Source organism: Escherichia albertii NBRC 107761 = DSM 17582 (genome assembly GCF_000759775.1).
Lineage (GTDB): Bacteria > Pseudomonadota > Gammaproteobacteria > Enterobacterales > Enterobacteriaceae > Escherichia > Escherichia albertii.
In genome coordinates, this window is the sequence record NZ_BBMY01000020.1 from 19,700 (window position 1) to 31,803 (window position 12,104).

Genomic DNA, 12,104 nt, shown 5'->3' on the forward strand with positions numbered 1-12,104 from the left:
TGTAACATTGCATTTTGGCCCTGATTTATCCATGATCGAAGGGTGACATTTATCATTACTCATCATAATTCAAGTTGCAGGTGCTGCGGTTGTGTTCGTTTTCCCCGGTCACTGACTTCAATAAGCACCAGGGAATTCACTCTCTTACCGCCTTCCTGCCACTCGAATTATTTAGAGTAACCAACGAATAGGTATTGTAATTACTATGGAATGGATTGCCGATCCGTCTATCTGGGCTGGGTTAATCACGCTGATTGTGCTCGAACTGGTCCTCGGCATTGATAACCTGGTTTTTATTGCCATCCTCGCCGAAAAACTCCCGCCGAAACAGCGCGACCGCGCACGAGTAACCGGGTTACTGCTGGCGATGTTAATGCGCCTGTTATTGCTGGCGTCAATTTCCTGGCTGGTCACCCTGACCCAGCCGCTGTTTAGTTTCCGCTCGTTTACCTTTAGCGCCCGCGACTTGATTATGCTGTTCGGTGGTTTCTTCCTGCTGTTCAAAGCCACTATGGAACTAAACGAACGGCTGGAGGGAAAAGACAGCAATAACCCCACTCAGCGACGCGGTGCGAAATTCTGGGGGGTGGTAACGCAGATAGTGGTGCTGGACGCCATTTTCTCACTCGACTCGGTGATTACCGCTGTCGGGATGGTCGATCATTTATTAGTAATGATGGCTGCCGTTGTTATCGCCATCAGCCTGATGCTGATGGCAAGCAAACCGTTAACACAATTTGTTAACAGCCATCCGACCATCGTTATTCTCTGCCTGAGCTTCCTGTTGATGATCGGCTTTAGCCTGGTAGCGGAAGGTTTCGGTTTCGTCATTCCAAAAGGTTATCTGTATGCCGCAATTGGTTTCTCGGTGATGATCGAAGCACTCAACCAGTTAGCTATCTTTAACCGACGCCGTTTTCTCTCTGCTAACCAGACCCTGCGCCAGCGAACCACTGAAGCGGTGATGCGTCTGTTAAGCGGGCAAAAAGAGGATGCGGAACTGGATGCAGAGACCGCCTCAATGCTGGTAGATCATGACAACCAACAAATTTTTAATCCACAGGAACGGCGGATGATCGAGCGCGTGCTCAATCTGAACCAGCGTACCGTCAGCAGCATTATGACGTCGCGCCACGATATTGAGCATATTGATCTCAATGCGCCGGAAAAAGAGATCCGCGAGTTGCTGGAGCGAAACCAGCACACCCGTCTGGTAGTTACAGACGGTGACGATGCGGAAGATTTGCTGGGTGTTGTTCACGTTATCGACCTGCTGCAACAGTCGCTGCGCGGCGAACCGCTCAATCTGCGGGTACTGATTCGCCAACCGCTGGTGTTCCCGGAAACATTGCCGTTGTTACCTGCCCTGGAGCAGTTCCGTAATGCCCGTACCCACTTTGCTTTTGTGGTGGATGAGTTTGGTTCGGTGGAGGGGATTGTGACACTCAGTGACGTCACCGAAACCATCGCCGGGAACTTACCAAACGAAGCAGAAGAAATTGACGCGCGGCATGATATACAGAAAAACGCGGACGGTTCCTGGACCGTGAATGGTCATATGCCGCTGGAAGATCTGGTGCAATATGTACCGCTGCCGTTGGATGAAAAACGGGAATATCACACCATTGCCGGGCTATTGATGGAGTATTTACAGCGTATTCCGCAACCGGGAGAAGAAGTTCAGGTGGGGGATTATTTGCTCAAAACATTGCAGGTTGAAAGTCATCGCGTGCAGAAGGTGCAGATTATTCCGCTGCGCAAGGATGGCGAGATGGAGTACGAGGTGTGATGGTATCGGTCATATTACCCGATGCTGCGTAACGCCTTATAACTTCAGCAATGAAGCACTGTCTGTGGTAAACGGACATCACAGCGGGGTGTTGGTCCGGCTGTAAATCGCCGAATCGTTTCCTGTAGGTCGGGGCAGCCCACATGGATGTGGCTGAGGGCGCGTTTTACAGGGACGTTACCTCGCGCCCGTACCCAATAGCCGAAAGGAATAAGATGAGGGGACCGCGCCAGCGGCGATTTACCGCCGGGAGCCCGGGTTGCCAGGGTGGTGGCGATTGAGCCCCCCTGGCACGTTCACCGGCTTGAGCGTTTCATAGTGGCGAGGAACATAAAGTGAACGGAACAGCCTTCGATCTTACATATTCAAAATATAATGGTGCCGCCACGAACGCCTGATGCAACGCTTTTCGCGTCTTATCAGGCCTACAGGACAGGCCACCTGGAAACTTACAGCTTTTCCAGCAACTTCTTCACATCTTTGCCATTGCGCGAATCTTTATTCCGTTCAGCCCAATCATTCAGGCGGCGTTTGGCCTCATCCTGTAAGTGTTTGCGCAACAGCTGATCCACTTGCAGACTGTAGTTAAGTTGCTGCCATTTGCCGTATACCCGCAGTGGAACCGGCGTGGCTTTCAGGAAATCAATCAGCTTACTTTCGCCATTCCAGCCGCCAATGACGCGAATATCAAACTGGGTATCGCAAGTCTGCTCTGTCAGATTCAACGTTCCCGCCCCTGTCAGCGCCAGCATTGGCGATTGGCCCTGCATGTCGTTTAACGTCACAATGCCGTTATTAAGCGTCAGATCGGTAGTAAAACGCTCAAGGCGTGTCACGTTATCGAAGTTTTCAGCCGCTTTCACATCACCGCCGTTGCGTTCTACCGCCTGCTGGATCATTTGCTGGAAGTTCATCCCTTCCATGCGTGTATCGGCCATTTCAATACGCGCCTGCCCTTGCCACTTATGGCGGAACGCTTCGGCATCAATGTCTGCGCCAGAGAAATCACCCGCCAGCGACATTTTTCCGGTCAGCGGAATAGGATAGTTGAACGCCTTCAGGATAGTGCCAATCTCAACGTTTTCCAGTCGCGGCTGAAAGGTTATTTGCGGATTGGCAGACGTCGCATCCAGTGTTCCCGGCAACGAAACGAATCCACCGTTGAGTTTGCCTTGCAGTTGGGTAATTTCCAGCAAGCCCGATTTGTTGGTCATTTGCGTGGCGACATTGGCAAAATTCATCCCACGCCAACGCACGTTATCGGCCTGCAACAAAATATCTGCGCTAAACCCTTTTAACCCCTGATAAGGCGGTTCATGAATGCGCGAAGAAATGACCGGACGCGGCAACATTGACTGATTTTGCCCTTGCTGAACAGCGCCATTGTTATTGTTCGCAGTTTCATTAAGCGCAATGAGGTTATCAAGATTCAACTGCGGAAATTGCAGTTTTAGCTGCCATTCCGGTTGCTCTGTCAGAGTCACCTGTGCTTGCCCACCAAACGTACTGTCGTTGGCGGTCAAATTAATCTGATTAAACGACAGGCGCTTAGAGGCTTCCAGCCATTGCGCCTGGAAACTTCCCTGCCCCTGAATGCCCTGTTTCGGTAAGTCCGCACCCTGCACTTGCCAGGTGATTTGCTCCACTACCGCCGTTAAATCATGCGGATAATCAGAAGCATCCACCGTACCTTTAAGCGACAGGCTAAGATCGCGCTGATCGCGATTAACGCGCCCGGAGAACTCAAACGAACCACGATGTTGTGGATCCTGCTCCATTTGCAGATGGATATTACGAATCGTAACCTGTTCGTCATCCTCATGCTGGAATACCAGCACGCTGTCGGCAACCTTCAGGCTGGAAATATCAAATGACCAACCGCGATCTTCAGACAGATCCGGCAAAGTATTGTCCCGCGGCGCAATGGGCGCGTTTTCATCGCGCACCTCTTTCGTCTGCGGCGTCAGTTGGATCACCGCCCCTTTCAGCATGACCTGCTGAACGTTCAGTTGATGACTCAGCAGCGGCATAAGCGCCACATCAAGGCGCATATTATCAGCACGAACCAGCGGCTGGCTGGCGCCAGGGGCAGTGAGGGACATTCGCCCAGAGAGGATACTCAGTTGCGGCCAGACGTGCCAACGCAGCGGCCCGTCCAACTGCAATTGATAACCGCTACGTGCAGCGACCTGCTTCACCATATAGTCGCGGAAATCATTCGGATTCACCAGCAACACCAGCGCAGATAACCCGGCAACCAGTACGACCAGGAGTATCATCAGCGTCGTCAGAAATCGTCTCATGGCATCCTCAGTGGACCTGAATTAGTCTTTATCGATTCGACTGGCGACCGCGCCCTGCTGGTTGCGATATTTCGCATCTTCACGACGGTTGTAAGGACGCGCAGCCGGGCCGGAAAGCGGCTCAAAGCTCAGCGCGCCAATTAACATGCCAGGGCGTAGCGCCAGCGGCAATTTACCGGAGTTATAAAACTCCAGCACAATGCAGCCAGACCAGCCGGGATCGATACGGTGCGCTGTCACGTGAACCATTAGTCCCAGACGCGCCAGTGAAGAACGCCCGTCCAGCCAGCCAACCAGATCGGCTGGCAATGTTACCGACTCCAGCGTAACCGCCAATGCCAGTTCACCTGGATGCAGGAAAAATGCCTCATCCTCATTGAGCACGATTTCATCGCTCATCACGCGATCAAGCGCAGCGCTCACTTCGTCCTTTGGACCGCTCAGATCAATAAATGCCGCCGTATGGCCACGGAAGGTACGAAATTTATTGCCCAACCGGACATCCACCGTTGCGCCATTAATACGCTCCACAGGTGGACGTGGGTTGATCGACAAACGGCCTTCATCAAGCCAGGCTTCAATATCTCGGTCACACAGACGCATGGCATTTTCTCCTTTCGCGCATCACGCCCTCAACGCCAGTTACGTCAAGGGCGTACCAGGTTATCACTGAACGGTACATAATTCACAAAACTTATTCAAAGAACTGACTAATTTTCGCTTTCAATATATCGATGGCGATACGGTTTTTACCACCGCGCGGTACGATAATGTCCGCATATTGTTTGGAAGGTTCAATGAATTGCAGGAACATCGGACGCACGGTTTTTTGATATTGCGCCATTACGGAATCCATCGAACGACCGCGCTCGTTAACATCACGTTTAATACGACGCATCAGGCAGATATCCAGCGGCGTATCAACAAAAATTGAGAAGTTCAGTTCGTCACGCAAACGCGCATCCGTCAGCAACAAAATGCCTTCGAGAATAATGACTTTCTTCGGTTCAACCGTCACCGTTTCTTTCATACGCGTATGTTCAACATAGCTGTATACCGGCAGGTCAATAGCCGAGCCGCGTTTCAGCGCCTGCAAATGCTCAAGCAGCAGGCTGTGATCCATCGCGCTGGGATGGTCGTAGTTAGTCTTAACACGTTCTTCCATCGACAGATGGCTTTGATCTTTGTAATAACAGTCTTCGGGAATTACGCCGATGTGTTCATCGCCCACTTGTTCACGTAATTCACGATAAAGGGTACTGGCAATAAGACTCTTGCCGGAAGCCGATGCGCCAGCGATACCGATAATGACGCACTGATGAGACTGATCAGTCATATATTTAGCGACCTGATTAACCTGGATGTTAGGAAGGGGGCGCCTAAGCGCCAAACGCGACAATTATAGGGATTTCATCCGCGTGATACCAGTCGAATAGCGCTGACGCCATTTTCCCCCAATTGCTGGCAATCCATTCCCTGACGCAAATTTAATTGTTTGCCTTTAACGCAAAGTAAAAAATGTTATGCAGTATTGCGCAAATTATCCGTTACACACTCACTTTATGAACAATTAACATATTAAATGTAAAGCTTTTGTACTAGCATAAACTCAGAGAACAATACTGATGACCTGGCCATGCGGATAGAGCAGTAATGAGCAAACAATCACAGCATGTATTAATTGCCCTGCCCCATCCTCTGCTTCACCTCGTCAGTTTAGGTTTAGTCTCGTTTATTTTTACTCTCTTCTCGCTCGAACTGTCGCAGTTTGGTACGCAACTTGCGCCATTGTGGTTTCCCACGTCCATTATGATGGTGGCGTTTTATCGTCATGCCGGACGCATGTGGCCGGGGATCGCGCTGAGCTGCTCGCTGGGGAACATCGCCGCCTCCGTACTGCTTTTTTCCACCAGCTCACTGAACATGACCTGGACGGTAATCAACATTGTTGAAGCCGTGGTTGGCGCGATGCTGCTGCGGAAATTGTTACCGTGGCATAACCCATTGCAAAATCTGGCTGACTGGCTGCGTCTCGCATTGGGTAGCGCCGTTGTGCCGCCTGTATTAGGCGGTGTGCTGGTCGTTTTACTGACGCCTGGCGATGCTCCGCTTAAAGCGTTTTTAATCTGGGTACTTTCAGAATCCATCGGCGCACTGGCGTTAGTGCCGCTGGGCCTGCTGTTTAAACCACATTACCTGTTACGCCATCGCAATCCCCGGCTGTTGTTTGAAACGCTATTGACGCTAGCCATCACGCTGACATTAAGCTGGCTTTCGATGCTGTACCTGCCGTGGCCTTTTACTTTCATCATTGTCTTGCTGATGTGGAGCGCTGTACGTTTGCCGCGGATGGAGGCTTTTTTGATATTCCTCACCACGGTGATGATGGTATCGCTGATGCTGGCTGCAGACCCTTTACTGCTCACCACGCCGCGAAACGACGTAATGAACAATATGCCGTGGTTGCCATTTTTGCTGATCCTCTTACCCGCCAACATCATGACTATGGTGATGTACGCCTTTCGCGCTGAACGCAAACATATTTCAGAAAGCGAAACACGTTTTCGCAACGCCATGGAATATTCCGCCATTGGCATGGCGTTAGTCGGCACCGAGGGTCAATGGCTGCAAGCTAATAAAGCGTTATGCCAGTTTCTCGGTTACAGCCAGGAAGAGCTACGCGCCCTCACTTTTCAGCAACTGACCTGGTCGGAAGATCTGAATAAAGATCTACAACACGTTGAAAAGTTGGTTAATGGTGAAATTAACACCTACTCGATGGAGAAACGCTATTACACCCGAAATGGCGACGTTGTCTGGGCGCTGCTTGCGGTCTCATTAGTGCGCCACGCCGATGGCACGCCACTCTACTTTATCGCCCAGATTGAAGATATTAACGATCTCAAACGCACCGAGCAGGTCAATAAACAACTCATGGAGCGCATCACGCTGGCTAACGAGGCGGGCGGAATTGGGATTTGGGAGTGGGAACTCAAGCCCAATATATTTAGTTGGGATAAACGGATGTTCGAACTGTATGAAATTCCGCCACATATCAAACCAAACTGGCAGGTGTGGTACGACTGCGTGTTGCCGGAAGATCGCGAACACGCCGAAAAAGTGATTCGCGATTCATTGCAGGCGCGCTTGCCCTTTAAGCTGGAATTTCGCATCGCCGTGAAAGACGGTATTCGTCATATCCGCTCCCTCGCTAATCGGGTACTGAATAAAGAAGGCGAAGTTGAACGTCTGCTCGGCATTAATATGGATATGACCGAAGTTAAACAACTGAATGAAGCACTGTTCCAGGAAAAAGAGCGCCTACACATTACGCTGGATTCCATCGGTGAAGCAGTTGTCTGTATTGATCTGGCAATGAAGATCACCTTTATGAATCCGATCGCCGAGAAGATGAGTGGGTGGGCGCAAGAAGAGGCGCTGGGGGTTCCGTTGCTGACAGTGTTACATATTACCTTTGGCGACAATGGTCCACTGATGGAGAATATCTACAGTGCAGATACCTCGCGTTCAGCAATTGAACAAGATGTCGTGCTTCACTGCCGTAATGGCGGCAGCTATGACGTACATTACAGCATTACGCCGTTAAGCACTCTTGATGGCAGTAATATTGGTTCGGTACTGGTGATTCAGGATGTGACCGAATCACGCAAAATGCTGCGCCAGCTGAGTTATAGCGCCTCCCATGATGCTCTGACTCACCTGGCTAACCGCACCAGTTTCGAGAAACAACTGCGAACGTTGCTGCAAACGGTAAACAGTACTCATCAGCGGCACGCACTGGTGTTTATCGACCTTGATCACTTTAAAGCGGTGAATGACAGCGCCGGGCACGCGGCAGGCGATGCCCTGCTGCGCGAACTGGCATCGCTAATGTTAAGCATGCTGCGCTCCAGTGACTTACTGGCACGACTCGGCGGCGATGAATTTGGCTTACTGTTGCCAGACAGCAACATCGAAAGCGCCCGTTTTATCGCCACACGCATTATTGGTGCGGTAAATGACTACCACTTTATATGGGAAGGGCATGTACACCGGGTCGGCGCCAGTGCCGGAATTACGCTGATTGATGGCTGTAATCATCAGGCCGCAGAAGTGATGTCGCAGGCAGATATCGCCTGTTACGCCTCAAAAAATGGCGGCCGGGGTCGGGTAACCGTTTACGAGCCACAGCAAGCCACGGCACATAGCGAGCGGACAGTCATGCCGCCTGATGAACAATGGCTGATGATTAAAGAAAATCAGCTCATGATGTTCGCTCACGGCGTTGCTTCGCCACGGATCCCGGAAACATGTAATTTGTGGCTGATTTCACTTCAGCTCCAGAACGACGAAGGCAATGTTATTGATGAACACGTTTTTCGTCACGGCTTCAGCGATCCGGCGCTCAGTCACGCCCTTGACCGCAGGATATTGCATGAATTTTTCCAGCAAACGGCAAAATCGGCTGCCGATAAAGGATTAAGCATCGCCCTCCCCTTTTCCGTTGCCGGCTTAAGCAGCGTTACATTGGTAGACGAATTGCTTGAGCAACTGGAAAAAAGCCCGCTACCGCCGCGGTTGTTGCATTTGATTATTCCTGCTGAAGCCATCATCGATCACGCACAGGCCATTCAAAAACTGCGACTGGCGGACTGCCGTATTGTGCTCAGTCAGGTGGGACGTGATCTACAAATTTTCAATACGCTGAAAGCAAACATGGCGGATTATCTGTTACTCGACAGCGAGTTGTCCGCCAGCGTACAGGGGAATTTAATGGATGAAATGTTGATTTCGATTATTCAGGGCCACGCCCAGCGGTTGGGCGTAAAAACCATCGCTGGGCCTGTGGCGTTGCCGCTGGTGATGGATACCCTTTCCGCTATTGGTGTCGATCTGATTTACGGCGATGTGATTGCCAACATTCAACCGTTGGATTTACTGGTGGATAGCCGTTATTTTGCAATTAACTGAATATTGCCAATACTCATTGCCGGATGCGACGCTGCGCGTCTTATCAGGCCTACAAATTGCTCATTCCCCAGAACGGATAAGGCGCTCGAGCCGCATCCGGCGACCAGCGTCATGCTTCGTCTGGTTGCCAGCCCTCCGTATACCAGATATGCAATAGCGCATAAGAACGCCAGGGTCTCCAGCGTTCGGCATAACGGCGGATTTGTGCAGACGTCATTCCCGGAAATCGCTGTTTAATCAAATAATCATCTGGCAAAAAAACGTCTTTCGCCTGCCAGCCGCGTAAGGCGAAATAATTTGCCGTCCAGCGTCCGATACCTGGAAAAGTTTGTAACCTTTTCATCGCTTGCTCAATATCGTCAGGCGTCGTTATCGGTAAGGAGCCCTCCAGCACCGCACTGGCTAAATGAATCAGAGCTTCTGCCCGTTTCAACGGCATCCCTAGCGCTTTCAGCGCCAGCGGATCGGCTGCCGCCAGCCGTTGTGGTGTCGGAAAGCAGACATAATCAGGAAAATCATCCAGCCGTTCACCATATAACTGCGCCACTTTGGCGGTCAGTTTTGCCGCCATCGCCACACTCACCAGTTGGCCTAAAATGGCGCGCACGCCCTGTTCAAAAGCATCAACGCTTCCGGGTAAACGCAAACCAGGTCGCGCCGCACCTAACGCGTCCAACGCGCCGTTAACCATCTGCGGATTACATTGCAAGTCAAACAAACGACTGATTCTCACCAGACACTCGGTTGCAACCGGTTCTAATCCCGTACTCAAGTTCAACTGTAGTGAATGGTTGTCGATATCTGGCACAACCGTCACCACGCCTCGATGTTCTCCCACCGCCAGGCTGCGGGCATAATAATTGTCAGCAACCGTTTCCACACCACTCACTGCACGAGCAGCGAGAAATCCCAACATCCACGACCAGTCATAAGGCGGTTGCCAGTTCAGGGTATACATCGCATCTCCTTGTTCATCCGCTTTCAGCATAAACGTTATCCAGACGCTACGCTTTGCTTTCATATTCCGGTTGTCGCGACAGCAACATTTCGCTAAAGTCACGCCCCTTCTTCACCGGCATGGGGATTATTTCGTGTTTATTGGTTTTGATTACGGTACAGCAAACTGTTCAGTGGCGGTAATGCGCGATGGCAAACCACAGTTGCTGAAAATGGAAAACGACAGCACGCTGCTGCCTTCAATGCTTTGTGCGCCAACACGTGAAGCGGTCAGCGAGTGGTTGTACCGCCATCATGAGGTTCCGGCAAACGACGATGAAACGCAGGCGCTCTTGCGTCGGGCGATTCGTTATAATCGCGAAGAAGATATCGATATCACGGCGAAAAGCGTGCAGTTTGGTCTCGCTTCACTGGCGCAATATATTGATGATCCAGAAGAAGTATGGTTTGTAAAATCACCGAAATCATTCCTCGGAGCCAGCGGATTAAAACCACAGCAAGTGGCGCTATTTGAAGATTTAGTCTGCGCAATGATGTTGCATATTCGCCAGCAGGCGCAGTCGCAACTACCGGAAGCGATTACCCAGGCAGTAATTGGTCGTCCGATCAACTTCCAGGGACTGGGCGGCGATGAAGCAAACGCCCAGGCGCAGGGAATTCTGGAGCGTGCAGCGAAACGCGCCGGATTCCGCGACGTTGTTTTCCAGTATGAACCGGTGGCGGCTGGACTGGATTACGAAGCAACGTTGCAGGAAGAAAAACGCGTGCTGGTGGTGGATATCGGCGGTGGTACCACCGACTGTTCATTGCTGCTGATGGGGCCGCAGTGGCGTTCGCGTCTCGATCGTGAAGCCAGTCTGCTTGGGCACAGTGGTTGCCGTATCGGCGGTAACGATCTGGATATCGCGCTGGCGTTTAAAAACCTGATGCCGCTGCTGGGTATGGGTGGCGAAACCGAGAAAGGCATCGCCCTGCCGATTCTGCCGTGGTGGAACGCGGTGGCGATTAACGATGTGCCCGCCCAGAGTGATTTCTACAGTAGTGCTAATGGTCGCCTGCTTAACGATCTGGTGCGCGACGCCCGCGAGCCGGAAAAAGTCGCTCTGTTGCAAAAAGTCTGGCGCCAGCGGTTAAGTTATCGACTGGTGCGCAGCGCGGAAGAGTGCAAAATCGCCCTTTCCAGCGAAACAAAAACCTGTGCATCACTGCCATTTATCAGCGACGAACTGACAACACATATTAGCCAACAAGATCTGGACAACGCGCTCAACCAACCGCTGGCGCGCATTCTGGAACAGGTGCAACTAGCGCTGGATAACGCCCAGGAAAAACCGGATGTTATCTATCTGACCGGCGGTAGCGCCCGTTCGCCGCTGATAAAAAAAGCACTGGCAGAACAACTGCCGGGCATTCCGGTTGAAGGCGGCGACGATTTTGGCTCCGTTACTGCCGGTCTGGCGCGTTGGGCGGATGTGGTCTTTCGCTAAAGGAGACGTGGCTCAACAGCAGCTTAAATCTGACTGCACCTGGGCCGTTTTCTCGACCGACTGTCGTAACAGCGCCATCAACCATATCAATACAAAGGCAACGAGGCTCCGGGTTACTGGCAAAATCTCTGGTGGCAAACGAAGAAACTTTCAGAATTATCCCCCGCAGCATAGATAATTTTTCTATTCGCCTCGCAAGAACGAGGAATTGCAGATTGACAGTAAGGGGAGAGTGACATAATTTCAGGAGTGAGGGTTGAGCGGGGTTTCCCCCGCCCTGGTAGTCTTAGTAAGCCGGTAAGCTAATCACTAAGAGCACCACGATGATGAGTAGCTTCATCATGACCCTTTCCTTCTTCTGGCCCCTGCTCCGGTAGGGGCTTTCCCGTTTCAGCGTCCCGCTGAAATCGTCGGCTTACCTCCTGTCGCCATGTATGCAGTCTACCGCTGACTTGCGGATAAAATAATTTCCTGTGTCATTTCTGGATACGTGCTCGCAAAGTGTGCCGCCATTCAGACGATTCCCGACAGTGTTTCATAATTCCTCCATTTTTCTCCCTTATTAGCTGGCTACACTAGTAACATTGCGCGAAACGT

8 protein-coding genes are annotated in these 12,104 nt (G+C 51.4%); 3 read left to right on the plus strand and 5 right to left on the minus strand.

Going from position 1 to position 12,104, the window contains the following annotated elements; translation table 11 throughout:
• The first annotated feature begins 205 nt into the window (after positions 1-205).
• Positions 206-1,789, plus strand: a complete 1,584-nt coding sequence (locus tag EA14781_RS05805; protein WP_000454704.1) for a TerC family protein — start codon at positions 206-208, stop codon at positions 1,787-1,789.
• Positions 1,790-2,238: 449 nt separating this feature from the next.
• On the opposite strand, the gene asmA is transcribed toward EA14781_RS05805, so the two are convergent.
• The 3 genes from asmA to udk all read right to left on the minus strand — a co-directional run bounded on the left by asmA (position 2,239) and on the right by udk (position 5,428).
• Positions 2,239-4,092 carry an outer membrane assembly protein AsmA gene (asmA, locus tag EA14781_RS05810; protein ID WP_001252283.1) on the minus strand — a complete coding sequence of 618 codons (1,854 nt, stop codon included), beginning with the start codon at positions 4,090-4,092 and terminating at the stop codon, positions 2,239-2,241.
• A gap of 21 nt (positions 4,093-4,113) precedes the next feature.
• Positions 4,114-4,695: a dCTP deaminase gene (gene dcd / locus EA14781_RS05815; RefSeq protein WP_001234780.1), complete on the minus strand. Its 582-nt coding sequence runs from the start codon at positions 4,693-4,695 to the stop codon at positions 4,114-4,116.
• Between the two features lie 91 nt (positions 4,696-4,786).
• Positions 4,787-5,428, minus strand: a complete 642-nt coding sequence (gene udk, locus EA14781_RS05820; protein ID WP_001295424.1) for a uridine kinase — start codon at positions 5,426-5,428, stop codon at positions 4,787-4,789.
• Positions 5,429-5,745: 317 nt separating this feature from the next.
• Here udk and EA14781_RS05825 point away from each other — a divergent pair, with 317 nt between their 5' ends.
• Entirely contained in the window at positions 5,746-9,063 is a 3,318-nt protein-coding gene (locus EA14781_RS05825) for a diguanylate cyclase (protein ID WP_000043797.1), read from the plus strand.
• Positions 9,064-9,172: 109 nt separating this feature from the next.
• On the opposite strand, the gene alkA is transcribed toward EA14781_RS05825, so the two are convergent.
• Entirely contained in the window at positions 9,173-10,021 is an 849-nt protein-coding gene (alkA, locus tag EA14781_RS05830) for a DNA-3-methyladenine glycosylase 2 (RefSeq protein WP_024164765.1), read from the minus strand.
• A gap of 133 nt (positions 10,022-10,154) precedes the next feature.
• Between alkA and yegD the strand changes: the two genes are divergently transcribed.
• The gene (gene yegD, locus EA14781_RS05835; RefSeq protein ID WP_000469750.1) at positions 10,155-11,507 is read left to right on the plus strand and encodes a molecular chaperone; all 1,353 of its coding nucleotides are present in this window, start codon (positions 10,155-10,157) and stop codon (positions 11,505-11,507) included.
• A 286-nt stretch (positions 11,508-11,793) separates the two neighbouring features.
• On the opposite strand, the gene EA14781_RS24675 is transcribed toward yegD, so the two are convergent.
• Positions 11,794-11,850 carry a type I toxin-antitoxin system Ibs family toxin gene (locus tag EA14781_RS24675; protein ID WP_103054298.1) on the minus strand — a complete coding sequence of 19 codons (57 nt, stop codon included), beginning with the start codon at positions 11,848-11,850 and terminating at the stop codon, positions 11,794-11,796.
• Positions 11,851-12,104 lie beyond the last annotated feature (254 nt).

Coding starts and splice junctions, on each gene's coding strand:
- asmA (WP_001252283.1), bottom strand. CDS start 4,092: ATGAGACGATTTCTGACGACGCTGATGATACTCCTGGTCGTACTGGTT.
- udk (WP_001295424.1), bottom strand. CDS start 5,428: ATGACTGATCAGTCTCATCAGTGCGTCATTATCGGTATCGCTGGCGCA.
- dcd (WP_001234780.1), bottom strand. CDS start 4,695: ATGCGTCTGTGTGACCGAGATATTGAAGCCTGGCTTGATGAAGGCCGT.
- EA14781_RS05825 (WP_000043797.1), top strand. CDS start 5,746: ATGAGCAAACAATCACAGCATGTATTAATTGCCCTGCCCCATCCTCTG.
- alkA (WP_024164765.1), bottom strand. CDS start 10,021: ATGTATACCCTGAACTGGCAACCGCCTTATGACTGGTCGTGGATGTTG.
- EA14781_RS05805 (WP_000454704.1), top strand. CDS start 206: ATGGAATGGATTGCCGATCCGTCTATCTGGGCTGGGTTAATCACGCTG.